The 26,356-nt window shown below is 54.3% G+C and carries 24 protein-coding genes and 1 pseudogene; 13 read left to right on the top strand and 12 right to left on the bottom strand.

The genetic code is table 11. From position 1 onward, the window contains the following. Nucleotides 1-166: 166 nt before the first annotated feature. From glmS to phoU, 6 genes are all read left to right on the top strand, one after another. Nucleotides 167-1,996 carry a glutamine--fructose-6-phosphate transaminase (isomerizing) gene (gene glmS / locus WB237_RS22080; RefSeq protein WP_048990817.1) on the top strand — a complete coding sequence of 610 codons (1,830 nt, stop codon included), beginning with the start codon at nucleotides 167-169 and terminating at the stop codon, nucleotides 1,994-1,996. 321 nt (nucleotides 1,997-2,317) lie between these two features. Next, nucleotides 2,318-3,358, top strand: coding sequence for a phosphate ABC transporter substrate-binding protein PstS (gene pstS, locus WB237_RS22075; protein WP_028017767.1), 1,041 nt, complete (start codon nucleotides 2,318-2,320; stop codon nucleotides 3,356-3,358). Between the two features lie 81 nt (nucleotides 3,359-3,439). Then, nucleotides 3,440-4,399, top strand: a complete 960-nt coding sequence (gene pstC / locus WB237_RS22070; RefSeq protein WP_028017768.1) for a phosphate ABC transporter permease PstC — start codon at nucleotides 3,440-3,442, stop codon at nucleotides 4,397-4,399. Next, nucleotides 4,399-5,289 (top strand): phosphate ABC transporter permease PstA, encoded by an 891-nt coding sequence (pstA, locus tag WB237_RS22065; protein WP_028017769.1) that lies wholly within the window; start codon nucleotides 4,399-4,401, stop codon nucleotides 5,287-5,289. The genes pstC and pstA overlap by 1 nt, the downstream gene beginning before the upstream one ends. A 47-nt stretch (nucleotides 5,290-5,336) precedes the next feature. Next, nucleotides 5,337-6,110, top strand: a complete 774-nt coding sequence (pstB, locus tag WB237_RS22060) for a phosphate ABC transporter ATP-binding protein PstB (RefSeq protein ID WP_049007093.1) — start codon at nucleotides 5,337-5,339, stop codon at nucleotides 6,108-6,110. A gap of 13 nt (nucleotides 6,111-6,123) precedes the next feature. Then, nucleotides 6,124-6,849 carry a phosphate signaling complex protein PhoU gene (phoU, locus tag WB237_RS22055; RefSeq protein WP_008500182.1) on the top strand — a complete coding sequence of 242 codons (726 nt, stop codon included), beginning with the start codon at nucleotides 6,124-6,126 and terminating at the stop codon, nucleotides 6,847-6,849. 44 nt (nucleotides 6,850-6,893) lie between these two features. Here phoU and yieH read toward each other — a convergent pair whose 3' ends face one another. Next, entirely contained in the window at nucleotides 6,894-7,559 is a 666-nt protein-coding gene (gene yieH, locus WB237_RS22050) for a 6-phosphogluconate phosphatase (RefSeq protein WP_336216442.1), read from the bottom strand. Nucleotides 7,560-7,725: 166 nt separating this feature from the next. Between yieH and adeP the strand changes: the two genes are divergently transcribed. Then, a complete protein-coding gene (gene adeP, locus WB237_RS22045; protein ID WP_336216489.1) occupies nucleotides 7,726-9,063 on the top strand; it encodes an adenine permease AdeP in 1,338 nt (445 codons plus the stop codon). Nucleotides 9,064-9,125: 62 nt separating this feature from the next. Here the strand turns inward: adeP and WB237_RS22040 are convergent, their stop codons facing one another. The 10 genes and pseudogenes from WB237_RS22040 to WB237_RS23085 form a co-directional block, all read right to left on the bottom strand. Continuing rightward, nucleotides 9,126-9,692 carry an NADPH-dependent FMN reductase gene (locus tag WB237_RS22040; protein WP_028017773.1) on the bottom strand — a complete coding sequence of 189 codons (567 nt, stop codon included), beginning with the start codon at nucleotides 9,690-9,692 and terminating at the stop codon, nucleotides 9,126-9,128. Between the two features lie 36 nt (nucleotides 9,693-9,728). Further along, complete coding sequence (locus WB237_RS22035; protein ID WP_336216439.1) at nucleotides 9,729-10,475, bottom strand: 4'-phosphopantetheinyl transferase family protein; 747 nt, start codon at nucleotides 10,473-10,475, stop codon at nucleotides 9,729-9,731. Nucleotides 10,476-10,597: 122 nt separating this feature from the next. Next, the gene (yidZ, locus tag WB237_RS22030; RefSeq protein WP_028017775.1) at nucleotides 10,598-11,569 is read right to left on the bottom strand and encodes an HTH-type transcriptional regulator YidZ; all 972 of its coding nucleotides are present in this window, start codon (nucleotides 11,567-11,569) and stop codon (nucleotides 10,598-10,600) included. After that, nucleotides 11,538-12,713 carry an MFS transporter gene (locus WB237_RS22025; RefSeq protein WP_336216435.1) on the bottom strand — a complete coding sequence of 392 codons (1,176 nt, stop codon included), beginning with the start codon at nucleotides 12,711-12,713 and terminating at the stop codon, nucleotides 11,538-11,540. Before WB237_RS22025 ends, yidZ begins: the two co-directional genes overlap by 32 nt. Before the next feature lie 111 nt (nucleotides 12,714-12,824). Further along, nucleotides 12,825-14,189: a tRNA uridine-5-carboxymethylaminomethyl(34) synthesis GTPase MnmE gene (gene mnmE / locus WB237_RS22020; RefSeq protein ID WP_129994683.1), complete on the bottom strand. Its 1,365-nt coding sequence runs from the start codon at nucleotides 14,187-14,189 to the stop codon at nucleotides 12,825-12,827. 72 nt (nucleotides 14,190-14,261) lie between these two features. Further along, on the bottom strand, nucleotides 14,262-15,905 hold the full coding sequence (yidC, locus tag WB237_RS22015; protein ID WP_114979038.1) for a membrane protein insertase YidC: 1,644 nt from the start codon (nucleotides 15,903-15,905) through the stop codon (nucleotides 14,262-14,264). Between the two features lie 2 nt (nucleotides 15,906-15,907). Continuing rightward, on the bottom strand, nucleotides 15,908-16,165 hold the full coding sequence (gene yidD, locus WB237_RS22010; RefSeq protein WP_001307474.1) for a membrane protein insertion efficiency factor YidD: 258 nt from the start codon (nucleotides 16,163-16,165) through the stop codon (nucleotides 15,908-15,910). Then, a complete protein-coding gene (gene rnpA / locus WB237_RS22005) occupies nucleotides 16,129-16,488 on the bottom strand; it encodes a ribonuclease P protein component (RefSeq protein ID WP_024907873.1) in 360 nt (119 codons plus the stop codon). Before rnpA ends, yidD begins: the two co-directional genes overlap by 37 nt. A 16-nt stretch (nucleotides 16,489-16,504) precedes the next feature. Further along, nucleotides 16,505-16,645, bottom strand: coding sequence for a 50S ribosomal protein L34 (rpmH, locus tag WB237_RS22000; protein ID WP_000831330.1), 141 nt, complete (start codon nucleotides 16,643-16,645; stop codon nucleotides 16,505-16,507). 228 nt (nucleotides 16,646-16,873) lie between these two features. After that, nucleotides 16,874-16,924: pseudogene (locus WB237_RS23085) on the bottom strand (hypothetical protein); the annotation flags it as partial. Between the two features lie 321 nt (nucleotides 16,925-17,245). Between WB237_RS23085 and dnaA the strand changes: the two are divergent. From dnaA to gyrB, 4 genes are read left to right on the top strand one after another with little or no spacing between them, the layout of a single operon-like run. Continuing rightward, nucleotides 17,246-18,640 carry a chromosomal replication initiator protein DnaA gene (gene dnaA, locus WB237_RS21995; protein WP_010426558.1) on the top strand — a complete coding sequence of 465 codons (1,395 nt, stop codon included), beginning with the start codon at nucleotides 17,246-17,248 and terminating at the stop codon, nucleotides 18,638-18,640. A gap of 4 nt (nucleotides 18,641-18,644) precedes the next feature. Continuing rightward, complete coding sequence (gene dnaN / locus WB237_RS21990) at nucleotides 18,645-19,745, top strand: DNA polymerase III subunit beta (RefSeq protein WP_008500170.1); 1,101 nt, start codon at nucleotides 18,645-18,647, stop codon at nucleotides 19,743-19,745. Further along, nucleotides 19,745-20,818 carry a DNA replication/repair protein RecF gene (recF, locus tag WB237_RS21985; RefSeq protein ID WP_013094779.1) on the top strand — a complete coding sequence of 358 codons (1,074 nt, stop codon included), beginning with the start codon at nucleotides 19,745-19,747 and terminating at the stop codon, nucleotides 20,816-20,818. Before dnaN ends, recF begins: the two co-directional genes overlap by 1 nt. 28 nt (nucleotides 20,819-20,846) lie before the next feature. Next, the gene (gene gyrB, locus WB237_RS21980; RefSeq protein ID WP_114979037.1) at nucleotides 20,847-23,258 is read left to right on the top strand and encodes a DNA topoisomerase (ATP-hydrolyzing) subunit B; all 2,412 of its coding nucleotides are present in this window, start codon (nucleotides 20,847-20,849) and stop codon (nucleotides 23,256-23,258) included. Between the two features lie 32 nt (nucleotides 23,259-23,290). Here the strand turns inward: gyrB and WB237_RS21975 are convergent, their stop codons facing one another. Beyond that, a complete protein-coding gene (locus WB237_RS21975; RefSeq protein ID WP_336216424.1) occupies nucleotides 23,291-24,226 on the bottom strand; it encodes a LysR family transcriptional regulator in 936 nt (311 codons plus the stop codon). Between the two features lie 110 nt (nucleotides 24,227-24,336). Here WB237_RS21975 and WB237_RS21970 point away from each other — a divergent pair, with 110 nt between their 5' ends. After that, nucleotides 24,337-25,362 carry a zinc-dependent alcohol dehydrogenase family protein gene (locus WB237_RS21970; protein WP_336216421.1) on the top strand — a complete coding sequence of 342 codons (1,026 nt, stop codon included), beginning with the start codon at nucleotides 24,337-24,339 and terminating at the stop codon, nucleotides 25,360-25,362. Between the two features lie 115 nt (nucleotides 25,363-25,477). Next, nucleotides 25,478-26,290, top strand: coding sequence for a sugar-phosphatase (yidA, locus tag WB237_RS21965; RefSeq protein ID WP_336216418.1), 813 nt, complete (start codon nucleotides 25,478-25,480; stop codon nucleotides 26,288-26,290). Nucleotides 26,291-26,356: the final 66 nt, after the last annotated feature.

The raw sequence follows: 26,356 nt of genomic DNA, 5'->3' as shown, positions 1-26,356 counted from the left end.
CGCCCCTTTGGGGAGAGGGCTGGGGTGAGGGGATAACATAATCCTCCCCCCACAAGCAGTACCCATAAAAATAACCCCACTCTCTACAAGGCTCGGGGCGCCCGGAAAGGGCAAATACAGGTCAGCGACAACGCAGGCGTTATGCCTAAATTCGGAATCTAAAACTATGTGTGGAATTGTTGGCGCAGTTGCGCAGCGTGATATTGCTGAAATCCTTCTCGAAGGTTTACGTCGTCTGGAATACCGTGGCTATGACTCTGCTGGTCTGGCCGTGGTCGATGCAGAAGGTCATATGACCCGTCTGCGTCGTCTCGGTAAAGTGCAGATGCTGGCCCAGGCCGCGGAAGAACACCCGCTGCATGGTGGTACCGGTATTGCTCACACCCGCTGGGCGACACACGGCGAACCGTCTGAAGGCAACGCGCACCCGCATGTGTCTGAACACATCGTGGTCGTGCACAACGGCATTATCGAAAACCACGAACCGCTGCGCGAAGAACTGAAAGCGCGCGGCTATACCTTCGTCTCTGAAACCGACACCGAAGTGATTGCTCACCTGGTGCACTGGGAGCTGGAGCAGGGCGGCACACTGCGTGACGCAGTTCTGCGTGCTATCCCTCAGTTGCGCGGTGCGTATGGTACGGTGATCATGGACTCACGCGATCCGTCCACGCTGCTGGCCGCACGTTCCGGTAGCCCGATGGTTATCGGTCTGGGCATGGGTGAAAACTTTATCGCCTCTGACCAGCTTGCGCTCCTGCCAGTTACCCGTCGCTTTATCTTCCTGGAAGAGGGTGATATTGCGGAAGTGACTCGCCGCAGTGTGACCGTATTCGATACCAAAGGCGAGCAGGTGAAACGTCAGGAGATCGAATCTAACCTGCAGTACGACGCGGGCGACAAAGGCGCTTACCGTCACTACATGCAGAAAGAGATTTACGAGCAGCCAAACGCCATCAAAAACACCCTTACCGGGCGCATCAGCCACGGTGAGGTGGATCTGAGCGAGTTGGGTGCAAACGCGAACGAACTGCTCAGCAAGGTTGAGCACATTCAGATCGTGGCCTGCGGTACCTCCTACAACTCCGGTATGGTTTCTCGTTACTGGTTTGAATCCCTGGCGGGCGTGCCGTGTGATGTGGAAATCGCGTCTGAATTCCGCTACCGCAAATCCGCTGTACGTCGTAACAGCCTGATGATCACCCTTTCCCAGTCTGGTGAAACGGCGGATACGCTGGCGGCGCTGCGCCTGTCTAAAGAGCTGGGTTACCTTGGCTCTCTGGCCATCTGTAACGTCCCTGGCTCATCGCTGGTGCGTGAATCCGATCTGGCGCTGATGACCAAAGCAGGTACCGAAATTGGCGTGGCTTCCACTAAAGCGTTTACCACTCAGCTGACCGTTCTGTTAATGCTGGTGGCGAAACTGGCACGTCTGAAAGGCGAAGATGCCTCTGTTGAGCATGACATCGTTCATGGCCTGCAGGCACTGCCGAGCCGCATTGAGCAGATGCTGTCTCAGGACAAACGCATTGAAGCGCTGGCGGAAGATTTCTCCGACAAACACCACGCGCTGTTCCTTGGCCGTGGCGATCAGTATCCGATTGCGCTGGAAGGCGCGCTGAAGCTGAAAGAGATCTCCTACATTCACGCGGAAGCCTATGCGGCAGGCGAGCTGAAACACGGCCCACTGGCGCTGATTGACGCCGATATGCCGGTCATCGTTGTGGCTCCTAACAACGAACTGCTGGAAAAACTGAAATCTAACATTGAAGAAGTGCGCGCCCGCGGTGGTGTTCTGTACGTCTTCGCCGACAAAGATGCCGGTTTTGTCAGCAATGACAACATGCACATCATCGAGATGCCGCATGTGGAAGAGGTGATTGCGCCGATCTTCTACACCGTTCCGCTGCAGTTGCTGGCTTATCACGTTGCGCTGATCAAAGGCACCGACGTTGACCAGCCGCGTAACCTGGCGAAGTCTGTCACCGTAGAATAATCCCTTCAGGCTCCACCTTCGGGTGGAGCTTTTCTATCCCGCCTGGTTTGTTTTTAATCAACTCTTTTGCGTTTTTATTTATGACAATCTGTCATCTTCAGCTACTTTTTTCAGTGTCACATAAAGAAAATATTTCTGAAAACGTCTTGTCATAAAAGTGGCTAACGCGATGAAAATTAAGCTTTCTTTTGCTGGTTTTTAAGTGAAATTTTCATTGTCATAAAACTGTCATAATTCGTACATTTATCTGTCACCTGTTTGTCCTATTTTGCTCATCGTAGCCACTAAACAACGATTTACGAAAATCTTGCAGGAGACATTATGAAAGTTATGCGTACCACTGTCGCAACTGTTGTCGCCGCGACCTTATCTCTGAGCGCGTTCTCTGTATTTGCAGAAGCAAGCCTGACTGGCGCTGGTGCAACCTTCCCTGCGCCGGTGTATGCCAAATGGGCGGATACCTACCAGAAAGAAACCGGTAACAAGGTTAACTATCAGGGTATCGGCTCCTCCGGTGGCGTTAAACAAATTACCGCTAATACCGTTGATTTCGGTGCATCAGACGCTCCGCTATCTGATGACAAACTGGCACAGGAAGGTCTGTTCCAGTTCCCGACCGTGATCGGCGGTGTGGTTCTGGCCATCAACTTGCCGGGCGTGAAGTCTGGTGAACTGGTGCTGGACGGCAAAACCCTGGGTGACATCTACCTGGGTAAAATCAAAAAATGGGATGACGAGGCGATTGCCAAACTCAACCCTGGCCTGAAACTGCCTTCTCAGAACATCGCTGTGGTTCGCCGCGCTGATGGTTCTGGTACCTCTTTCGTGTTCACCAGCTATCTGGCGAAAGTGAACGAAGAGTGGAAATCTAAAGTCGGTTCTGGATCTACCGTTAACTGGCCAACCGGTCTGGGTGGTAAAGGCAACGACGGCATCGCCGCGTTCGTACAGCGTCTACCAGGTTCTATCGGTTACGTAGAATACGCCTACGCTAAACAGAACAACCTGTCCTACACCAAACTGGTTTCTGCTGATGGTAAACCTGTCAGCCCGACCGAAGAGAACTTTGCCAACGCGGCAAAAGGCGCTGACTGGAGCAAATCTTTCGCTCAGGATCTGACTAACCAGAAAGGCGAAGGTGCATGGCCAATCACCTCTACCACCTTCATTCTGGTTCACAAAGAGCAGAAGAAACCTGAGCAGGGCGCCGAAGTGCTGAAGTTCTTCGACTGGGCGTACAAAAACGGCGGCAAACAGGCTAATGCCCTGGATTACGCTACCCTGCCAGAAAACGTGGTTGAGCAGATTCGTGCTGCATGGAAAACCAACGTGAAAGACAGCAGCGGTAAAGCATTGTATTAATTTAGCATTCTGACGAAAATGGCGGGTGGCGCTTGCGCTTACCCGCCGATTTCGTAAACGCGTTTAACAGAAGAGTGATTTATGGCTGCAACCAAGCCTGCATTTAACCCTCCGGGTAAAAAAGGTGACATGATTTTCAGCGCGCTGGTTAAACTGGCTGCGCTGATTGTGCTATTGCTGCTGGGCGGCATTATCGTGTCTCTGATTTTCTCCTCCTGGCCGAGCATCCAGAAATTCGGTTTCTCCTTCCTGTGGACCAAAGAGTGGGACGCACCGAACGATATCTACGGTGCGCTGGTGCCGATTTACGGCACGCTGGTGACCTCGTTCATCGCCCTGCTGATTGCGGTTCCCGTCAGTTTTGGTATTGCTCTGTTCCTGACGGAACTGGCACCGGGCTGGCTGCGTCGCCCACTGGGTATTGCCATCGAGCTGCTGGCGGCCATTCCGAGTATCGTTTACGGCATGTGGGGCCTGTTTATCTTTGCGCCGCTGTTCGCAACGTACTTCCAGGAACCTGTGGGTAATGTACTTTCTGCCATCCCGTTTGTGGGTGCCCTGTTCTCTGGCCCGGCTTTCGGTATCGGTATTCTGGCTGCAGGTGTGATCCTCGCCATCATGATTATTCCTTACATTGCGGCGGTCATGCGCGATGTCTTCGAACAAACGCCGGTGATGATGAAAGAGTCGGCCTACGGTATCGGCTGTACCACCTGGGAAGTTATCTGGCGCATTGTCCTTCCGTTCACCAAAAATGGGGTGATTGGCGGCGTGATGCTGGGTCTGGGACGTGCGCTGGGTGAAACCATGGCGGTGACCTTTATCATCGGTAACACCTACCAGCTCGACAGCGCATCACTCTTCATGCCGGGTAACAGTATTACCTCTGCACTGGCGAATGAATTTGCTGAGGCGGAATCCGGGCTGCACGTTGCGGCGTTGATGGAGCTGGGTCTGATTCTGTTCGTGATCACCTTCATTGTTCTGGCGATCTCCAAGCTGATGATTATGCGCCTCGCTAAAAATGAGGGGGCACGCTAATGGCAACTCTCGAAATGCAAGCTACCGCTGAACTGGCGGAATCCCGCCGCAAAATGCAGGCCCGACGCCGTTTTAAAAACCGTATCGCGCTGACGCTCTCAATGGGAACCATGGCATTTGGCCTGTTCTGGCTGGTCTGGATCCTCTTCTCGACGGTTGTGCGCGGGATTGACGGGATGTCGCTGGCGCTGTTTACCGAAATGACGCCACCGCCAAATACGGCGGGTGGTGGTCTGGCGAATGCCCTGGCGGGCAGCGGATTGCTGATCCTGTGGGCAACGGTATTTGGTACGCCGCTGGGTATCATGGCAGGCATCTATCTTGCGGAGTACGGACGTAAATCCTGGCTGGCGGAAGTCATTCGTTTCATCAATGACATCCTGCTTTCAGCCCCGTCTATCGTGGTGGGTCTGTTTGTTTACACCGTCGTGGTGGCACAGATGGAACACTTCTCTGGCTGGGCGGGTGTGATTGCGCTGGCGCTGTTGCAGGTGCCTATCGTCATTCGTACTACCGAGAACATGCTGAAACTGGTGCCGGACAGCCTGCGTGAAGCGGCTTATGCACTGGGAACGCCGAAATGGAAGATGATCTCTGCGATTACGCTGAAAGCGTCAGTCTCCGGGATCATGACCGGTATTTTGCTGGCGGTTGCGCGTATTGCAGGTGAAACGGCCCCGCTGCTGTTTACCTCCCTCTCCAACCAGTTCTGGAGCACGGACATGATGCAGCCGATCGCTAACCTGCCGGTGACGATCTTTAAATTTGCGATGAGCCCATTCGCGGAATGGCAGCAGCTGGCCTGGGCCGGGGTGCTGATCATTACCCTTTGCGTACTGTTGCTGAACATTCTGGCGCGCGTCATTTTCGCGAAGAAGAAACACGGTTAATTTTTTACGGCGCGGCAGCTCGCGGCGCCGAATGAGGAAATGAGTCAATGAGTATGGTTGATACTGCCCCGGGTAAGATTCAGGTTCGTGATTTGAACTTCTACTACGGCAAATTCCATGCCCTGAAGAATATCAACCTGGATATCGCGAAGAACCAGGTTACGGCATTCATTGGTCCGTCTGGCTGTGGTAAATCCACGCTGCTGCGTACCTTTAATAAAATGTATTCGCTCTATCCGGAGCAGCGCGCTGAAGGTGAAATCATCCTGGACGGCGAAAACATTCTGACCCAGGCTCAGGATATTGCCCTGCTGCGCGCAAAAGTGGGGATGGTGTTCCAGAAACCCACGCCGTTCCCGATGTCCATTTATGACAACATTGCGTTTGGTGTCCGCCTGTTTGAAAAGCTCTCCCGTGCCGATATGGACGAGCGTGTGCAATGGGCTTTGACCAAGGCCGCATTATGGAACGAAACCAAAGATAAGTTGCACCAGAGCGGGTACTCTCTCTCCGGTGGTCAGCAGCAGCGTCTGTGCATTGCGCGTGGTATCGCCATTCGCCCGGAAGTGTTGCTGTTGGATGAGCCGTGTTCAGCGCTGGACCCGATCTCAACGGGTCGTATTGAAGAGTTGATCACCGAGCTGAAGCAGGATTACACCGTGGTTATTGTGACCCACAACATGCAGCAGGCTGCGCGTTGTTCCGATTACACGGCGTTTATGTACCTGGGCGAGTTGATTGAGTTCAGCGATACGGATGCGCTGTTCACCAGACCCGCTAAAAAGCAAACTGAAGATTATATTACTGGCCGCTACGGTTGATTTGGAGTGAACCATGGACAACCTTAATCTTAATAAACACATTTCAGGCCAGTTCAACGCAGAGCTGGAAAGCATTCGCACGCAGGTCATGACCATGGGTGGCATGGTTGAGCAGCAGCTTTCCGATGCGATCACGGCAATGCACAACCAGGACAGCGAGCTGGCGAAGCGCGTCATTGAAGGCGACAAAAACGTCAACATGATGGAAGTCGCTATTGATGAAGCTTGCGTTCGAATTATCGCCAAGCGTCAGCCAACAGCGAGCGACCTGCGCCTGGTGATGGCGATTATCAAAACCATCGCCGAGCTGGAACGTATTGGAGACGTGGCGGATAAAATCTGCCGCACCGCGCTGGAGAAATTCTCTCAGCAGCACCAGCCACTGCTGGTGAGCCTGGAGTCGCTGGGTCGTCACACCGTGCAGATGCTGCATGACGTGCTGGATGCCTTTGCGCGTATGGATCTGGACGAAGCGGTACGTATCTACCGTGAAGACAAGAAAGTCGACCAGGAATACGAAGGCATCGTGCGTCAGCTGATGACCTACATGATGGAAGATTCACGTACGATCCCAAGCGTACTGACTGCCCTGTTCTGCGCGCGCTCCATTGAGCGTATCGGTGACCGCTGCCAGAACATTTGCGAATACATCTTCTACTTCGTGAAGGGTCAGGACTTCCGTCACGTGGGCGGCGATGAGCTGGATAAGCTGCTGGCGGGTAAAGATCCGAAAGAGTAATACCTGAGGCGGGTGGCGCTAGCGCTTACCCGCCCTACGTTAACTTAACGCGTAATATCCCACCCGCGCGCCTTCCACAGTGCTGGCAACTGCGCCAGATCGGTAAAGGTCGTCACTTTTGGATGATCGATCGGTTTGTTGTGCGGATCGGCGCAGAAGTAAAATACCTCCATTCCCGCATCAATCCCTGACTGCGCGCCCGCAGACGAGTCATCCACCAGAATGCAATTTTCTACGTTAACGTTCATCGCGTTTGCCGCATGGAACATCAGTGCCGGATCGGGCTTCCAGCGTTGAATATCGTAGCCGCTGAACAGTTTTTCCGGGAAATGATGCAACATCTCCAGTTTCCCCAGCGAGTGCTGCATTTTGCTGACCGGACCATTAGAGACCACGCAGATGGGCACCGTCATCGCATCCAGAAGCGTATTCGCCCCGGCGATGACCTCCAGCTCGGAATCAAACAGGCGTGCAACCTCAGCGCGGTAAACCGGCTCGAGATCTCCTTTCGGCAGATCCACACCGTGCTCGTCGTTAATGATGTCGATGATCTCGTACAGTTTCACGCCCTTAAAGCGTTTGAACACCTCTTCGAGATCGAGCGTAATACCAAATTCCTGGAACATGGTGACATACGCACGGGAACAAATGACCTCACTGTCGACAAGCGTACCGTCGCAGTCGAAAAATACCGCCTCAATTCCGGACATGTCTTTCCCTTTTAACAAGTTTAACGTTTACGTGGTGTGGTTTTACGACACGCAATCGTTGCCGTATAAGCAAATTCAATGAAAAAAAGTACCCTATAACCGCCCTTATTGTCGCATTTTGGTATAGGATAGCGACGAATTTTCCCTCCTTGTTCGGAAATTGATGATGAGTCAACAACACACTACCCAGGCATCTGGTCAGGGTCTGCTTGAGCGCGTGTTTAAACTGCGCGAGCACGGCACAACGGCACGCACCGAAGTGATCGCCGGTTTCACCACCTTCCTGACGATGGTCTATATCGTTTTTGTTAACCCACAAATTCTGGGCGTTGCTGGCATGGATACCAGCGCCGTCTTCGTGACCACCTGTCTGATCGCGGCTCTTGGCAGCATCCTGATGGGCGTGTTCGCTAACCTGCCGGTTGCACTGGCACCGGCGATGGGCCTGAACGCGTTCTTCGCGTTTGTGGTCGTTCAGGCGATGGGCCTGCCGTGGCAAGTTGGCATGGGCGCTATCTTCTGGGGCGCTATTGGTCTGCTGTTGCTGACTGTTTTCCGCGTACGTTACTGGATGATTGCCAACATTCCTGTGAGCCTGCGCGTGGGCATTACCAGTGGTATCGGTCTGTTCATCGGTATGATGGGGCTGAAAAACGCCGGCGTTATCGTGGCTAACCCGGATACGCTGGTGAGCATCGGTCACCTGACCTCTCACAACGTACTGCTGGGCGTGTTGGGCTTTTTCATTATCGCGATCCTGGCTTCCCGGAATATTCATGCGGCGGTGCTGGTATCCATCGTGGTAACCACGCTGCTGGGCTGGCTGCTGGGTGACGTTCACTACAACGGTATCGTTTCTGCGCCACCGAGTGTTTCCACCGTTATTGGTCACGTTGATCTGGCGGGTTCCCTGAACCTGGGCCTGGCGGGCGTGATTTTCTCCTTTATGCTGGTAAACCTGTTCGACTCCTCCGGTACCCTGATTGGCGTGACCGACAAAGCAGGTCTGGCCGATGAGAAAGGGAAATTCCCGCGCATGAAGCAGGCACTGTTTGTTGACAGCATCTCGTCTGTTGCGGGCTCCTTTATCGGTACCTCTTCTGTTACTGCTTATATTGAATCCTCTTCCGGTGTTTCAGTGGGCGGCCGTACTGGTCTGACGGCGGTCGTGGTAGGTATCCTGTTCCTGCTGGTGATCTTCCTTTCGCCGCTGGCGGGAATGGTTCCTCCGTATGCGGCAGCCGGCGCGCTGATCTACGTAGGTGTGCTGATGACCTCCAGCCTGTCACGCGTGAAGTGGGATGATTTAACCGAAGCGGTGCCGGCGTTTATTACCGCCGTGATGATGCCGTTCAGCTTCTCGATTACCGAAGGTATCGCGCTGGGCTTTATCTCTTACTGCGTAATGAAAATTGGTACCGGTCGCTTCCGTGATCTCAGCCCGTGCGTCATCGTTGTCGCGCTGCTGTTTGTGCTGAAGATTGTGTTTATTGACGGTAAATAAACATGTTTGTTCCCTCTCCCTGTGGGAGAGGGCCAGGGTGAGGGCATCAGGCCGCAATAAGCTTAAGCCTTCACCCGCTTAATATAATCGCCAAAAGCAGTCAGCTGACCAGACAGATGGTCACGCGTGCTCTGATCCACCACTTCACCCGTCTGCGGGTCGACCTTGTTCTGAATCACTCCGCCCATAAACTCCGGCTTGTTCATTACCATCGCATCCAGGAACACCAGAATCTGGCGCAGGTGATACTGGCAGCGCGCGCCGCCAATGGCACCCATAGAACTGGTCTGGATCAGCACGGGTTTACCTGAAAGAGGCTGCTCAGGGAGGCGGGATAACCAGTCAATGGCGTTTTTCAGACCGCCAGGAACGGAGTAGTTATACTCTGGTGTGACAATAACCACACCATCGGCCTGACGGATTTGCGCCGCCAGCGCCTCAACGCTCTGCGGGAATCCTTCTTCCTGCTGGACATCTGCATCATAGAGCGGGATGTCACCAATAGATGGAAGGGCACTAATCTCCATACCTGCCGGTGCCAGCTGTGGCAGCGTGCGGGCAACCATCCCATTAAATGAACCTTTGCGCAGGCTTCCCAGTAACGTAACGACTTTTAACGTATCAGACATGATTACTCCTGTTTCATCATGATGACCCTGAATGGATCAGCTAAGGGTGTATGCTTTTTCTGCCGGTAAACTGGTTAAACGCATCAGGCGTGCGGCGGGCTCGTTAGCGCGCTCGGGCACATCAGGAAGGCTACGCCATCCCTGTTGACTGTCAAATTCCCAGATTTTCATGCGTTCGATAGCGGGGGTAACCGCAATGGACCAAATGAGGACATCCTCTGCGTCACTGAGCGCCTCTACCAGCGTGGCTTGGGTGGCACGAAGTCGTCCGGAACCTGGCAGCAGCTGCAGCATACTGGCGTCGTCTGAGGCGCATCCACAGAGCTTTCGAATGCTCTGGCGCAGGGTGATGAGCTGGGCTCTGGCCTCGATGGGATCGTTCTGGTTACGCACCCACAGCTTTTCATTGCTGGAGAGTGGGTAATCATCGTGTGGGTTCGCGCCGTGAATGCCCCGGGTTGCGCGCTGTAGTTCCATATCCAGCCCACAATCCCCTTCGGTGGTGAGTGCTACCCCAATGATATTGCCCGTATAGGCAATGGAAAAACGGGGGAGATCCGGGTTAGCAAAAACCGGGCGGCCTTCAGGTTGGGTGATGATATCCGGCAGTTCACTGGTGCCGTACAACATAAACAACAGCTCTGCGAGAAGCGCTCTGGACGCTAAAAAACGTGTCCTGCGGTGTTCCGGGAGTTTGCGTGCTTCACTGTGACAGGCTGAAGAAATTCGTGCCGATACGAGGCGTCCTTCTGTAAGTATCCCTCTTGCAAAGTGCGTTGCCATTTTTCGCTCCTTGATAATGGTCGTAATCGGTTAAACGGTTACATGATTATCGCTTAACTTCACTCCTGTTTTAATCAGTAAATGGGAGTAAGAGAAGCCTGAGGACCGAACTTTACATTTTCTTAGGTAAAAATTGGATCGCTGCCACCGTACAACGCCTTGATAGTCTCTCTCAACCAGAGAATTTTCGGATTATGGCTGTTCCGTTTATGCCAAATCAGCGTGAAGGGGACGGTCAGTTTTTCAGCTTGCGCTTCGTCAATGGGAATAGGAAGCGCGATCAGCTTCCGCTGGTGGAGTTCATTGTAGTGGTGGCAGTAGTGGGGAGCCGTAGCGATATAATTATGGCCGGGCTGTGCCGCCATAAACATCGCCTGTTCGAAACCCGGCAGGCACATGGCGATATTTCGCTCACGTCCCATCTCCTTTAGCACCTCATCAAGCGCCCAGGTGTCGCTACGTTCCCAGAAGATACTGATATGTGGATAGCGCAGGAAGGTCTCCAGGTTCCACTCTTCCTGCAGTGCCGGGTGATCCTCGCGCAGATAAACACACGGACGGTCACTAAACAGGATTTCGTAGTCGATAAACCACGGCAACAACTTCAGCAGTTCGCGGGAACGTGGATGAGTTTCACGACCGGTGAAGCCAAGATCCACTTCCCCACGCGTAATGGCGTCCAGAGAGTCGTAATCCCAGTGACGCATCTTCACAGTAGCCTGCGGATAGCGCTGGTTCACCTGCTCCAGCAGGGCATTAAAGCGGATCAGCATCAACGGCGTTTCGGCGGCCAGCACGAACGTCAGCCCGCCTGGCGCGTCATGGTGGAATTTATCGAGGATCTGGTTGCCGATTTGCATCCAGTCTGCCAGATCCTGCTCCAGGCTTACCGTCAGTGGCGTCGGCAGTAACCCTAACGGTGTTTTGACAAACAGCGGGTCGTCGAACCAGTCGCGCAGCTTGGCCAGTGATTTACTCACCGCGGACGGCGTCACGTTCATTCGCTTCGCCGCTTTGGTGACGCTGCGCTCCTGCAGCAACAGCTGCAGGCACAGCAACAGATTAAGATCGAGACTGCTGATGGGCTTCTTCATAATTTGCCGCGGGCTGGATGACCATAAGTAAGGTAATACAAACCATGCTACAGCCAATCAGAATCCCGATCAGCATATTGAGCGCGTTAAGTCCGATTACCGCTGCCAGCCAAATCCACAGGGACGAGCCACAAACCTGAGCGATACCCAGCGCGGAGCTTGCCACGCCTGCCCGTAGTGAGAACGGGCCGAGCGCCTGGCTCATCGCCACGCCAAAGCCAACCGAGAACCCGGCGCAAATGAGGGTAATGCCTACCAGCATCACCACATGTGAGCTGGTGGTCGCCAGGATCACGCCTGCTGCGAGAAATAACACCTGTGAGGTCAGCATCAACGTGCGCTGGCTGAAAACATTTAGCGCAAAGGGGGTGGAGAACGAGACGGCCATACTGACCATCGCGGTTAATGCCATCACCGTTGAATACTCACCCCGATCGAAGCCCATGGTCTCCATCAGTAAAACCGGGGAAACGTTTACATAGGTCAGGATCACCGCCACGCTTAACGTGGTTACGGCCAGACGACTGAGGAAAAAGCGATTAAGCAGCTTCTCGGCTGGATGAATCGTTGGGGTATGACCGATATTCTGCGAGCCAGGGTGGGTCTCTTTCAGCACAGTGATGGACAGGATAAATACCAGCGCGCCCATGGCCGCCATGGTCCAGAACAGGCTCTGCCACGGGAATTTCAGCATGATCAGATATCCCACGACCGGGGCCAGCACCGGGATGATACAGGTAATACCGTTCAGCATCGAAAGCACTTTGGCGCGACGCTGGGCACTTAAGGTATCGCGCAAAATCGCAAAGGCAACGACGTAACAGCCACCGGCTCCAATGCCCTGGATAAACCGTCCAGCCAGGAACAAGGTACTGTTCTGCGCCTGTGAGCAGAGAAGAGAGGCCAGGGCAAAGATGATGGCACCCGTTATGGCGACGGGCTGACGACCTGCCTTATCTGCGACCTTCCCGGCAAACACCATCGACGACGCCATTCCCGCGAGGTAGGCCGAAAACGCGATGTGCAACTGAGCTTCACTGGCACCCAGATCGCGGGCGATGTGCGGTAATCCCACCAGGTACATATCAATGCCAGACGGATAAAGCAGAACCAGCGCAAAACTACAAAACAGAAAACGAGCCATAAACCCCCCATAAATGCAGGCAAGCAGAATAGGGGGTGAAAAGGGATTAAGCGAGTTGCCATTTGGACAATGGTGATTTCCTGACAGGAAAACACCATCGGTTAGCGGAAATTATTTTCCAATACAGAAGCTTGAGAAGATCCTTCCCAGCAGATCGTCCGACGTAAACTCCCCGGTGATCTCACTCAGATTCTGCTGCGCCAGACGCAGCTCTTCCGCCAGCAGTTCACCCGCCCACGCACCGATCAGCTGCGCTTTGCCCTGGTCAAGATGGCGTGCCGCCTCTTCCAGCGCCTGCAGGTGACGACGACGCGCCAGGAAGCCACCTTCCATGCTGGTGTCAAAGCCCATGCTCTGCTTGAGATGGTTACGCAGGTCGTCAACGCCTTCGCCGGTACGCGCCGACAGACGGATTAGTGAGTGACCATTCACATCGCTGATGCCCAGCGTTTCGCCAGTCACGTCTGCTTTATTTCGCACCACGGTGATAGGCAGCTTCGCCGGCAGACGGGCAATAAAGTCTGGCCAGATCTCTGCCGGGTCAACGGCGTCGGTAGTTGTACCATCCACCATAAACAGCACGCGGTCCGCTTGCTCGATCTCCTGCCAGGCGCGTTCGATACCGATACGCTCAACTTCGTCGCTGGCATCGCGCAGACCGGCGGTATCAATGATATGCAGCGGCATGCCGTCGATATGGATGTGCTCGCGCAGTACGTCGCGGGTGGTGCCGGCAATGTCGGTCACGATTGCCGCTTCACGGCCCGCCAGGGCGTTCAACAGGCTCGATTTCCCGGCATTAGGACGTCCGGCAATCACCACCTTCATCCCTTCCCGCAGCAGGCTACCCTGACGCGCTTCGGCACGCACCGCGTCGAGATCGTTCATCACCTGGTTGAGCTGGGCTTCGATTTTACCGTCAGAGAGGAAGTCGATCTCCTCATCCGGGAAATCGATAGCCGCTTCCACGTAGATCCTGAGGTGAGTAAGTGCTTCCACAAGGTGATTCACGCGCGCGGAGAATGCCCCCTGCAACGAGTTCAGGGCGGAGCGGGCTGCCTGTTCAGAACTGGCGTCGATCAGGTCAGCAATTGCCTCGGCTTGCGCCAGGTCGAGCTTATCGTTCAGGAAAGCACGTTCCGAGAACTCGCCTGGCTTCGCAATGCGCAGACCTGGCAAGGTCAGAATGCGTTTTAATAACAGGTCGAGGATAACCGGGCCGCCATGGCCCTGCAGCTCCAGCACATCTTCACCGGTGAAGGAGTTTGGGCCCGGGAACCACAGCGCAATGCCCTGGTCCAGCGGGGTGCCGTCAGTATCTTTAAACGGCAGGTAATCAGCGTAGCGTGGCTTTGGCAGTTTACCCAGTACCGCTTCGGCGACCTCGCGCGCCTTCAGGCCGGAGATACGCAGAATGCCTACACCACCGCGTCCCGGTGGGGTTGCCTGGGCGACGATAGTGTCGTTATGGCTCATGGTTGGTCTCGTTCAATACAAATAAAAAAGGCGGTCAATCGACCGCCCTTATTTTAGCGTTAACTTACCGAATCAGGACTTTTTCTTTTCGCGGCTATGCAGGCCACGTTTTTCCAGACCACGGTAAATCAGCTGCTGCTGGATGATGGTCACCAGGTTGCTGACGATATAGTACAGCACCAGACCTGACGGGAACCACAGGAAGAACACGGTGAAGATGACCGGCATAAAGGTCATGATCTTCTGCTGCATCGGGTCGGTCACAGTGGTCGGAGACATCTTCTGGATGAAGAACATCGTCACGCCCATCAGGATCGGCAGGATGTAGTACGGGTCCTGTGCAGACAGGTCATGGATCCACAGCGCGAACGGCGCATGGCGCAGCTCAACGGAACCCATCAGCATGTAGTACAGCGCAAGGAAGATTGGCATCTGAATCAGCAGTGGGAAGCAACCACCCAGTGGGTTTACTTTCTCTGCTTTATACAGGGCCATCATCTCCTGGCTCTGACGCTGTTTGTCATCGCCCAGACGCTCACGCATGGCCTGAATCTTCGGCTGCAGCATGCGCATCTTCGCCATGGAGGTGTACTGCGCTTTAGTCAGCGGGTACATGATGCCACGAACGATGAAGGTGATAACGATGATGGAGAAGCCCCAGTTACCCAGGAAGCTGTGGATGAACTTCAGCAGCTTAAACAGCGGCTGAGAGATGAACCACAACCAACCGTAATCTACGGTCAGATCCAGGTGTGGCGCGACAGCGGCCATTTTGTCCTGGATTTCCGGGCCGACCCACAGGGTGCTTGCCATTTTACCGGTTTGACCCGGCTGAACCAGAACAGGCTGAGATTTGTAGCCGATAGCTGCAAGACCGTTACCCAGGTTCGCGGTGTAGAAGTTGTTGGTACCGTCGTTATTAGGCACCCATGCAGTGGCGAAATACTGCTGCAGCATTGCCACCCAACCGCCTTTAGCGCTGACGTTCAGGTTTTCGTTATCGGCAATGGTGTCGAATTTGTATTTCTCATACTTCGCGTCAGGCGTGGAGTACGCCGCGCCACGGAAGGTATGCAGCGCAAAGTTGCTGCTTCCGGTGTCACGGTGAGACGGCAGATTGATGGACTGCTTCAGCTGGCCAAAGGTCGACAGTTCCAGTGGTTTCGCACTGGCGTTCTGTACGGTGTAGCCCACGTTCACCGCATACTCACCGCGTTTCAGGGTGAAGGTTTTAGTGAAGGTGTTGCCTGCGGCGTCGGTGTAAGTCATCGGGATAACGAGTTCGTTCTGACCATCAGCCAGCACAAAGGTGTTGTTCTCGACGTTATACAGTGGACGCGCACCGTTAGCCGGGTTATCCGGGCCATCACGACCGGTCAGGCCGCTCTGGGCCTGGTAGATAAACTCAGGCGTGGTTTCCAGTAACTGGAACGGTTCGTTAGACTTCAGCTCTTTCGGGTAGGTCAACAGCAGCGCCTGCTCAACATCACCACCACGGGTGTTAATAGTCAGCTCAAGCACATCGGTCTTAACCGTAATCTGTTTCCCCTGGCCACTGGCCGGTACGCCCTGGTCGGCGGCGCTACCCGCTGCGGTGGTCGTGGTCTGCGTGGTCTGCTGCTGGGGTTGAGGATTTTTATCCTGCTCCCATGCCTGCCAGATCATGAAAGACACGAACAACAAAGCGATGATAAGAAGATTGCGTTGCGAATCCATCGTTAGTGTTCTCTGGTATCAAAGGGTCCTGGAGGGACGGGGTCGTCTCCACCGGGGTGTAAAGGGTGGCATTTTAATACGCGTTTCACCGTCAACCAACTGCCTTTTATCACTCCAAACCTGCGCAATGCCTCAATTCCGTAGCTTGAGCACGTTGGTGTGAAACGGCAATGTGGCCCGAGTAGCGGACTAATCAGGCGTTGATAGACCCGAATGAGGGCTATCAGGACCCGTGAGCCAGGCGACAGTGGCGGCGCCATAATTTTTCCAACGCTTCCGAGAGAGCACGGTTATCGAGGTCGGCAACCCCTTTTTTAGCCACCACCACGAAATCCATCGAAGGCAGTTCGTGCTGACGTAAACGGAAGCTTTCACGCGTCAGACGTTTAATCCGATTGCGTTCATGCGCTCGCTTAACATTTTTCTTGGCGACTGTGAGACCGATGCGGGGATGCCCCAGCGAATTTTGGCGGCCGAGGATGGTGATTTGCGGCGTGCCAGCCCGTTGTGGCTGCTGGAAGACGAAAGTGAAATGAGCGGGAGTTAACAAACGTAACTCCCTGGGAAATGCTAGCTTAACCACTCAGGGGTTAGCTTTATTACTTGGAAACGGTCAGACGAGCGCGGCCTTTAGCACGACGACGTGCCAGAACCTGACGACCATTTTTAGTAGCCATACGAGCACGGAAGCCGTGAGAACGGTTGCGCTTCAGTACAGACGGTTGAAAAGTGCGTTTCATGGCGATTTCTACCTAAACTTGAATAAATTCACTGACTTTTGCGTATACCCGAACGAATTTCGAACGACTAACGCCTCAGCGTGGGTGATTAAAGAGGCCGGATTGTAATAATTGTACACTCCGGAGTCAATTCTCTTTCCTTATTTCCCGCGTATTTCCGCACGTTTTCGCGTGGAAAATGAGCAGCGGACGACGCAGGAAGATGAGCATCACGCGCCGGGTCGAGGATTATACGGGCTCGTCGACAAAGCGCAAGGATCGTCCCGGATCTTCGTTAGATCATTTAAGCAATAAATTGTCTGTGCTCATTAATTTTTCCAATATGCGGGCTAAATCGTGGGGCACTTGCGCCAGGATCGTTTACACTTACCCGGTTTCGGATCGTCCTGTGGATAAATCGGGAAGAATCTGTGAGAAACAGAAGATCTCTGGCTCAGTTTAGGCTATGATCCGCGGTCCCGATCGGGATCCCAGGATCCTGGTCAGGATTAAATTGCAGATAGCAATTCGCACATCCCCCTATGCACAGGGTCATGTCGATGTGCGCCAACAATCATGAATATTCAATAGTTTTCTTTTATTGTTCGAGTGGAGTCCGCCGTGTCACTTTCGCTTTGGCAGCAGTGTCTTGCCCGATTGCAGGATGAGTTACCAGCCACAGAATTCAGTATGTGGATCCGCCCGTTGCAGGCGGAACTGAGCGATAACACGCTGGCTTTGTATGCGCCAAACCGTTTTGTGCTCGATTGGGTAAGGGACAAGTACCTCAATAACATCAATGGACTGCTGAACGATTTCTGCGGGTCAGATGCCCCACAGCTGCGCTTTGAAGTGGGTACAAAGCCGGTCACCCAAACCGTTCGTGAAACCGTGAACGTAGCAGCGCCTGCTCAGGCTGCTCCTGCTCCGGCCCCTCGCGTCGCACCCGCTCGTCAGGGCTGGGATAATGTTCCTGCACCTGCTGAACCAACCTACCGCTCTAACGTAAACGTGAAACACACGTTCGATAACTTCGTTGAAGGTAAGTCGAACCAGCTGGCGCGCGCGGCGGCTCGTCAGGTTGCGGATAACCCCGGCGGTGCCTACAACCCACTGTTCCTTTATGGCGGCACGGGTTTAGGTAAAACGCACCTTCTGCATGCAGTGGGTAACGGCATTATGGCGCGCAAGCCGAATGCCAAAGTGGTGTATATGCACTCCGAGCGCTTCGTTCAGGACATGGTAAAAGCCCTGCAAAACAACGCGATCGAAGAGTTTAAACGCTACTATCGTTCCGTTGACGCGCTGCTCATCGATGACATTCAGTTCTTTGCCAATAAAGAACGATCGCAGGAAGAATTTTTCCACACCTTCAATGCCCTGCTGGAAGGTAATCAGCAGATCATTCTGACCTCGGATCGTTATCCAAAAGAGATCAACGGTGTTGAAGATCGTCTGAAATCCCGCTTCGGCTGGGGCCTGACCGTGGCGATCGAGCCACCGGAGCTGGAAACCCGCGTTGCGATCCTGATGAAGAAAGCCGATGAAAACGACATTCGCTTGCCGGGTGAAGTCGCGTTCTTCATTGCCAAGCGTCTACGCTCCAACGTGCGTGAGCTGGAAGGGGCACTGAACCGTGTTATTGCCAATGCCAACTTTACCGGCCGTGCGATCACGATCGATTTTGTGCGTGAAGCGCTGCGCGATTTACTGGCATTGCAGGAAAAATTAGTCACCATCGATAATATTCAAAAGACGGTGGCTGAGTACTACAAGATCAAAGTGGCAGATTTACTGTCTAAACGTCGTTCCCGCTCGGTGGCGCGTCCGCGTCAGATGGCGATGGCGCTGGCAAAGGAGTTAACCAACCACAGTCTGCCGGAAATCGGGGACGCGTTTGGTGGCCGTGACCATACGACCGTGCTGCACGCTTGTCGCAAGATTGAGCAGTTACGTGAAGAAAGCCACGACATAAAAGAAGATTTTTCCAATTTAATCAGAACATTATCATCGTGACGCTATGAAATTTACTGTTGAACGTGAACATTTATTAAAACCGCTGCAACAGGTGAGTGGCCCATTAGGTGGCCGCCCAACGCTGCCTATTCTCGGAAACCTGTTGCTTCAGGTCGCGGACGGTACACTGTCGCTGACTGGCACAGACCTGGAAATGGAAATGATCGCGCGCGTTACGCTGACTCAGCCGCACGACGCGGGCGCGACCACGGTTCCGGCACGTAAATTCTTTGATATCTGCCGTGGGCTGCCAGAAGGCGCTGAAATTGCCGTGCAGCTGGAGGGCGACCGCATGCTGGTGCGCTCTGGTCGCAGCCGTTTCTCGCTTTCCACGCTGCCTGCTGCGGACTTCCCGAACCTGGACGACTGGCAGAGCGAAGTTGAATTCACCCTGCCACAGGCGACGATGAAGCGCCTGATTGAAGCCACGCAGTTCTCCATGGCGCATCAGGACGTTCGTTACTACTTAAACGGCATGCTGTTCGAAACCGAAGGTGAAGAGCTGCGTACCGTAGCCACCGACGGCCACCGTCTGGCGGTCTGTTCCATGCCAATTGGCGACTCGCTGCCAAACCATTCGGTGATCGTGCCGCGTAAAGGCGTGATTGAGCTGATGCGTATGCTCGACGGCGGCGATACCCCGCTGCGCGTGCAGATCGGCAGCAACAACATTCGCGCTCATGTAGGCGATTTTGTCTTCACCTCGAAGCTGGTTGACGGCCGTTTCCCGGATTATCGCCGCGTATTGCCGAAGAACCCGGACAAAACGCTGGAAGCGGGTTGCGATAGCCTCAAGCAGGCGTTTGCCCGTGCCGCCATTCTCTCTAACGAGAAATTCCGCGGTGTGCGCCTGTATGTGAGCGAAAACCAGATCAAAATCACCGCTAACAACCCGGAGCAGGAAGAAGCAGAAGAAATTCTGGACGTCACCTACGCCGGGGCTGAGATGGAAATCGGCTTTAACGTCAGCTACGTGCTGGATGTGCTGAATGCACTGAAATGCGAGAACGTGCGTATCCTGCTGACCGATTCCGTTTCAAGCGTACAGATTGAAGATGCCGCATCACAGTCGGCTGCCTATGTTGTCATGCCAATGAGACTGTAATGTCGCTCACCCGTCTGTTGATCCGCGACTTTCGCAATATTGAAAGCGCGGATCTTGCTTTATCCCCGGGCTTTAACTTCCTGGTTGGCGCGAATGGCAGCGGTAAAACCAGCGTGCTGGAAGCCATCTATACGCTCGGCCATGGCCGGGCGTTTCGCAGTTTGCAGATTGGTCGCGTCATTCGACACGAGCAGGAGTCCTTTGTTCTGCACGGGCGCTTACAGGGTGAAGAGCGGGAAACCGCCATCGGCCTGACCAAAGACAAGCAGGGCGACAGCAAGGTACGTATCGACGGTACCGACGGCCACAAGGTGGCGGAGCTGGCACTGCTGATGCCAATGCAGCTGATTACGCCTGAGGGGTTTACTTTACTCAACGGCGGCCCCAAATACAGAAGAGCGTTCCTTGACTGGGGATGCTTTCACAACGAAGCCGGTTTCTTTAACGCCTGGAGCAACCTGAAGCGTCTGCTTAAGCAGCGTAACGCTGCACTGCGCCAGGTCACCCGTTACGCCCAGCTGCGTCCGTGGGACATGGAGTTAATCCCTCTCGCGGAACAAATCAGCCGCTGGCGTGCCGAATACAGCGCAGGTATTGCCGAAGACATGGCGGATACCTGCAAACAGTTTTTACCTGAGTTCTCTCTCACCTTCTCCTTCCAGCGCGGCTGGGAGAAAGAGACGGATTATGCCGAGGTGTTAGAGAGAAACTTCGAGCGTGATCGCATGTTGACCTACACCGCGCATGGCCCGCACAAGGCGGATTTCCGCATTCGTGCCGACGGTGCGCCGGTGGAAGACACGCTGTCGCGCGGGCAGCTTAAGCTCCTGATGTGCGCGCTACGCCTGGCACAGGGGGAATTTCTCACCCGCGAGAGTGGAAGACGCTGCCTGTACCTGATAGATGATTTTGCCTCGGAACTTGACGACGCGCGGCGCGGGCTGCTTGCCAGCCGCTTAAAAGCCACGCAGTCGCAGGTTTTCGTCAGCGCCATTAGCGCTGAACACGTTATGGACATGTCGGACGAAAATTCGAAGATGTTTACCGTGGAAAAGGGTAAAATAACGGATTAACCCAAGTTGAAATGAGCGAGAAACGTTGATGTCGAATTCTTATGACTCCTCCAGTATCAAAGTCCTGAAAGGGCTGGATGCGGTGCGTAAGCGCCCGGGTATGTATATCGGCGACACGGATGACGGCACCGGTCTGCACCACATGGTATTCGAGGTGGTAGATAACGCTATCGACGAAGCGCTCGCGGGTCACTGTAAAGACATCGTGGTCACGATCCATGCGGATAACTCCGTCTCCGTCACCGATGATGGTCGTGGCATCCCAACCGGTATTCACCCGGAGGAAGGCGTGTCCGCAGCGGAAGTTATCATGACTGTGCTGCACGCAGGCGGTAAGTTCGATGATAACTCCTATAAAGTTTCCGGCGGTCTGCACGGCGTAGGTGTCTCCGTGGTTAACGCCCTGTCACAGAAACTGGAACTGGTTATTCAGCGCGAAGGCAAAATTCACCGCCAGCTGTATACCCACGGCGTGCCGCAGGCACCGCTGGCTGTCACTGGCGATACCGACAAAACCGGTACCATGGTGCGTTTCTGGCCGAGCCTGGAAACCTTCACTAACGTCACCGAATTCGAGTACGACATCCTGGCGAAACGCCTGCGTGAACTGTCGTTCCTGAACTCTGGCGTCTCTATTCGTCTGCGTGATAAACGCGACAACAAAGAAGACCACTTCCATTACGAAGGCGGTATCAAGGCGTTCGTTGAGTATCTGAACAAGAACAAAACGCCAATTCACCCGAATATCTTCTACTTCTCCACCGAAAAAGACGGTATCGGCGTAGAAGTGGCGCTGCAGTGGAACGATGGTTTCCAGGAAAACATTTACTGCTTCACCAACAACATTCCACAGCGTGACGGTGGTACTCACCTTGCAGGCTTCCGTGCGGCGATGACCCGTACCCTGAACGCCTACATGGACAAAGAAGGCTACAGCAAAAAAGCGAAAGTCAGCGCCACCGGTGACGATGCCCGTGAAGGCCTGATTGCTGTGGTTTCCGTGAAGGTGCCGGATCCGAAGTTCTCCTCACAGACCAAAGACAAGCTGGTATCTTCTGAGGTGAAATCGGCGGTTGAACAGCAGATGAACGAACTGCTGAGCGACTACCTGCAGGAAAACCCGTCTGACGCGAAAATCGTTGTCGGCAAAATTATTGATGCGGCACGTGCCCGTGAAGCGGCGCGTAAAGCCCGTGAAATGACCCGCCGTAAAGGCGCGCTGGACTTAGCAGGCCTGCCAGGCAAACTGGCTGACTGCCAGGAACGTGACCCGGCGCTGTCTGAACTGTACCTCGTGGAAGGGGACTCCGCGGGCGGTTCTGCGAAGCAGGGCCGTAACCGTAAGAACCAGGCTATCCTGCCGTTGAAGGGGAAAATCCTCAACGTTGAGAAAGCGCGTTTCGACAAGATGCTCTCTTCTCAGGAAGTGGCGACGCTTATCACCGCGCTGGGCTGTGGTATCGGGCGTGACGAGTACAACCCGGATAAACTGCGCTATCACAGCATTATCATCATGACCGATGCGGACGTCGACGGCTCGCACATCCGTACGCTGCTGTTGACCTTCTTCTATCGTCAGATGCCGGAAATTGTTGAACGTGGCCACGTCTACATTGCACAGCCACCGCTGTACAAAGTGAAGAAAGGCAAACAGGAACAGTACATCAAAGATGATGACGCGATGGATCAGTATCAAATCGCCATCGCCCTTGATGGTGCGACTCTGCACGCGAACTCCAGCGCACCAGCACTGGCAGGTGAGCCGCTGGAACGCCTGGTGTCTGAGTTCAACGCCACGCAGAAAATGATTGGCCGTATGGAGCGCCGTTATCCGAAAGCGCTGCTGAAGGAGCTGGTTTATCAGCCAACGCTGACCGAAGCTGACCTGAGCGATGAACAAACCGTGACCCGCTGGGTGAACGCTCTGGTGAGCGAGCTGAATGAGAAAGAGCAGCACGGTAGCCAGTGGAAATTCGATGTTCAGCAGAACGCCGCTCAACAGTTCGAGCCGATTGTTCGCGTGCGTACCCATGGTGTCGACACCGACTATCCGCTGGAGCACGAATTTGTTACCGGCCCGGAATACCGCCGCATCTGCACGCTCGGCGAGAAGCTGCGCGGTCTGATCGAGGACGATGCGTTTATCGAACGTGGCGACCGTCGTCAGCCGGTAGCCAGCTTCGAACAGGCGCTGGATTGGCTGGTGAAAGAGTCCCGTCGTGGTCTGTCTATCCAGCGTTATAAAGGTCTGGGTGAAATGAACCCGGATCAGCTGTGGGAAACCACTATGGATCCGGAAAGCCGCCGCATGCTGCGCGTGACTGTTAAAGACGCGATTGCTGCGGACCAGCTGTTCACTACCCTGATGGGCGATGCGGTTGAACCACGTCGTGCCTTCATCGAAGAGAACGCCCTGAAAGCGGCTAATATCGATATTTAATGCCGTAACACTGCAAAACACCGGCCGCGCTTTTAGCGCGGCTTTTTTGTAGGTGTGGGCATATCCAGCGACATCACTGACGGTAAACGACTGACCAGCATGTCGATGGCAATTCTTACCCTCAACGGCAGATGCGGTGTCTGCTGCCAGACCGCATGAACGTCGAAATGCACATCCGGTGCCTGCTTCAGGAGCGGGACGAGCTTACCCTGGTGAATATCTTTGACGACCATCCAGCAGGGCAGCCATGCAATGCCGTGTCCGGCCAATGCAGCGTCGCAGATCGCCTGCAAATCATCCATATTGAGTGATGACCGCGGAATAAATGTGCGCGGCGTTCCGTCGTTGTCCATCAGTTGCCAGGGGAGCACTCTGCCTGCCCGCAGATAGTTAATGGCGGTATGCTGGTGTAAATCATCCACGGTTTCTGGCGTGTTTTTCTTCAGCAGATAATCCGGTGCGGCGCACAGCACCATGCGATGTTCCCCCAGCCTTCTGGCAACCAGCACGCTGCTGTCCTGAAGCACGCCGTTACGCACCGCCATATCAAACCCTTCCTCGACAAGATCCACCACGCGGTCACTGAATGACATTTCCAGTTCAAGTCCAGGGTGTTCCTGCGCCAGTTCAATCAACAGCGGGGCGACGCACTGGCGACCAAACAGCACCGGCATGGCAACACGCAGGCGGCCACTGACCTGCTGTTTCCCTGTTTCAAGCAGTGATTCTGCACCGCGAATTTCCTCCAGCGCGCGCAGACAGCGCTCATAAAAAAGCGCGCCGTTATCGGTCAGGCTCTGGCTGCGGGTGGTGCGCTGGAAGAGACGAACGCCCAGTCGCTCTTCGAGGCGAGCGATACTTTTCCCTACCGCCGAGCGCGATAAATGCAGGCGAGTTGCGGCCTGAGCAAAACTCCCCGCCTCAACGGCGGCCACAAAAACAGGAATATCCTTCAGTGTATCAGTCATGAATTGTATCCATTGTGGCGACAATAAAGAGAAAACTTATCGCCACTGGTGATGATGAGTCAACGGTAGACTGTGAGTCCTGAAACTCATTTGATGGCTGGAGAAATACAATGACAGAGACAATGCAACGCTGGTCGATGAACGCCCTCGGGCGCGCGAACCTCAGACTCATTCAGGAACCTGTTCCACAGCCTGGTCCGGGTGAAGTGCGCGTGCGGGTGAATGCCGTTGCACTCAACTACCGCGATAAAATGGTGATTGAAGGCAACATGCCGATTTCACGTTCCTTCCCGTTTACGCCGGCGTCTGACATGGCGGGCGTGGTGGACAGCATTGGTGAAGGTGTGACGCGTTTCAAACCCGGCGCTCGTGTCATCTCAACCTTCTTCCCTGAGTGGATCGACGGCAAGCCGCAGGCGGACGCGCGCAATTTGCCCTATAGAACGTCCGGTGGATACTTCCAGGGGATGCTGGCTGAATATGTGATTGTGAAGGCAGACTGGCTGGTGGCCGCCCCGGAAACACTGGATGACGCAGAGGCCAGCACCTTACCCTGCGCAGGGCTTACCGCATGGTTTGCGCTGGTGGAACGCGGCCAGTTACGCGCCGGGCAATCAGTGCTGGTACAGGGGACGGGCGGCGTAGCGATATTCGCTCTGCAAATTGCAAAAGCACAAGGAGCAGAGGTTTTTGTCACCTCCGGGAGTGATGAAAAACTGGCACTGGCCAAAAAACTCGGGGCTGACCAGGGGATCAACAGGCTGAAAGGTGACTGGGCTGAAGCCATTTTGGCGCTGACTCAGGATCGCGGTATCGACCATATTATCGAAACCGTAGGGGGTGAAAACCTGAAGCATTCCCTGCGCGCCGTTGCCGTTCATGGACGTATCTCGGTTATCGGCGTTCTGGCCGGGACCGAAATTTCACTCCCAGCTGGCGAGCTGTTGCTGAAATCTCCGGTTATTCAGGGGATTGGCGTTGGGCATCGTCGGGCGCTGGAGGATTTCGTTCAGGCTGTCGATGTAATCGGATTAAAACCTGTGATTGAGCATCGCTACCGTTTTGACGAGCTTGAACAGGCGCTTGAGCACCTCGATCGCGGTGCGTTTGGCAAAATAGTCCTCACCCGAGAGTGAATTGTCGTTCCCCGGGATAAGCCTGAAAAGGGGTGATCTGGTTGCGCAATCTAGCTCTATTTTTGTGTGCTTAATCGCGTTAGCATGGGTTGCATTCATTTATTCCGGGGACCTCATGGCTATCAAACTCATTGCAATCGATATGGACGGCACACTGCTGCTGCCAGACCATACCATCTCTCCAGCCGTTAAAAACGCAATTGCCGCGGCACGCGCAAAGGGCGTGAATGTGGTACTGACCACTGGCCGTCCGTATGCCGGTGTGCACAGCTACCTGAAAGAGCTGCACATGAATCAGCCGGGTGATTACTGCATTACTTATAACGGTGCGCTGGTGCAGAAAGCTGCGGATGGCAGCGCGGTTGCGCAAACCGCGCTGAGCTATGATGACTATCTGTTCCTCGAAAAACTGTCCCGTGAAGTAGGTTCTCACTTCCACGCGCTCGATCGCAATACGCTCTATACCGCCAACCGCGATATCAGCTACTACACCGTACATGAGTCCTTCGTTGCGACCATTCCGCTGGTGTTCTGTGAAGCCGAGAAAATGGACCCGGCGACGCAGTTCCTGAAAGTGATGATGATTGACGAGCCTGAGATCCTCGATAAAGCGATTGCGCGCATCCCTGCCGAGGTGAAAGAGAAATACACCGTGCTGAAAAGCGCGCCGTACTTCCTCGAAATTCTCGATAAACGCGTGAATAAAGGTACCGGTGTTAAATCACTGGCCGATGCGCTGGGCATCAAACCTGAGGAGATCATGGCCCTGGGCGATCAGGAAAACGACATCGCGATGATTGAATACGCGGGTATGGGCGTGGCAATGGACAACGCGATCCCATCGGTGAAAGAAGTGGCCAATTTTGTCACCAAATCCAACCTGGAAGACGGCGTGGCGTACGCCATTGAGAAATTTGTCCTGCGGTAACAGCAACCAAAATCATCAGCCTCGGTTATCAACCGGGGCTTTTTTTTGCGCTGAATTTATTGGATT

This window comes from Enterobacter sp. P82, assembly GCF_037053385.1.
GTDB lineage: Bacteria > Pseudomonadota > Gammaproteobacteria > Enterobacterales > Enterobacteriaceae > Enterobacter.
Note: the sequence above shows the minus strand (reverse complement) of the source record. Positions and strands in the feature narration are given on the sequence as shown.

Bases quoted from the DNA above. Each gene is read 5' to 3' on its own strand.
- glmS (WP_048990817.1), top strand. From the start codon at position 167: ATGTGTGGAATTGTTGGCGCAGTTGCGCAGCGTGATATTGCTGAAATC.
- pstS (WP_028017767.1), top strand. From the start codon at position 2,318: ATGAAAGTTATGCGTACCACTGTCGCAACTGTTGTCGCCGCGACCTTA.
- pstC (WP_028017768.1), top strand. From the start codon at position 3,440: ATGGCTGCAACCAAGCCTGCATTTAACCCTCCGGGTAAAAAAGGTGAC.
- pstA (WP_028017769.1), top strand. From the start codon at position 4,399: ATGGCAACTCTCGAAATGCAAGCTACCGCTGAACTGGCGGAATCCCGC.
- pstB (WP_049007093.1), top strand. From the start codon at position 5,337: ATGAGTATGGTTGATACTGCCCCGGGTAAGATTCAGGTTCGTGATTTG.
- phoU (WP_008500182.1), top strand. From the start codon at position 6,124: ATGGACAACCTTAATCTTAATAAACACATTTCAGGCCAGTTCAACGCA.
- yieH (WP_336216442.1), bottom strand. From the start codon at position 7,559: ATGTCCGGAATTGAGGCGGTATTTTTCGACTGCGACGGTACGCTTGTC.
- adeP (WP_336216489.1), top strand. From the start codon at position 7,726: ATGAGTCAACAACACACTACCCAGGCATCTGGTCAGGGTCTGCTTGAG.
- WB237_RS22040 (WP_028017773.1), bottom strand. From the start codon at position 9,692: ATGTCTGATACGTTAAAAGTCGTTACGTTACTGGGAAGCCTGCGCAAA.
- WB237_RS22035 (WP_336216439.1), bottom strand. From the start codon at position 10,475: ATGGCAACGCACTTTGCAAGAGGGATACTTACAGAAGGACGCCTCGTA.
- yidZ (WP_028017775.1), bottom strand. From the start codon at position 11,569: ATGAAGAAGCCCATCAGCAGTCTCGATCTTAATCTGTTGCTGTGCCTG.
- WB237_RS22025 (WP_336216435.1), bottom strand. From the start codon at position 12,713: ATGGCTCGTTTTCTGTTTTGTAGTTTTGCGCTGGTTCTGCTTTATCCG.
- mnmE (WP_129994683.1), bottom strand. From the start codon at position 14,189: ATGAGCCATAACGACACTATCGTCGCCCAGGCAACCCCACCGGGACGC.
- yidC (WP_114979038.1), bottom strand. From the start codon at position 15,905: ATGGATTCGCAACGCAATCTTCTTATCATCGCTTTGTTGTTCGTGTCT.
- yidD (WP_001307474.1), bottom strand. From the start codon at position 16,165: ATGGCGCCGCCACTGTCGCCTGGCTCACGGGTCCTGATAGCCCTCATT.
- rpmH (WP_000831330.1), bottom strand. From the start codon at position 16,645: ATGAAACGCACTTTTCAACCGTCTGTACTGAAGCGCAACCGTTCTCAC.
- dnaN (WP_008500170.1), top strand. From the start codon at position 18,645: ATGAAATTTACTGTTGAACGTGAACATTTATTAAAACCGCTGCAACAG.
- recF (WP_013094779.1), top strand. From the start codon at position 19,745: ATGTCGCTCACCCGTCTGTTGATCCGCGACTTTCGCAATATTGAAAGC.
- gyrB (WP_114979037.1), top strand. From the start codon at position 20,847: ATGTCGAATTCTTATGACTCCTCCAGTATCAAAGTCCTGAAAGGGCTG.
- WB237_RS21975 (WP_336216424.1), bottom strand. From the start codon at position 24,226: ATGACTGATACACTGAAGGATATTCCTGTTTTTGTGGCCGCCGTTGAG.
- WB237_RS21970 (WP_336216421.1), top strand. From the start codon at position 24,337: ATGACAGAGACAATGCAACGCTGGTCGATGAACGCCCTCGGGCGCGCG.
- yidA (WP_336216418.1), top strand. From the start codon at position 25,478: ATGGCTATCAAACTCATTGCAATCGATATGGACGGCACACTGCTGCTG.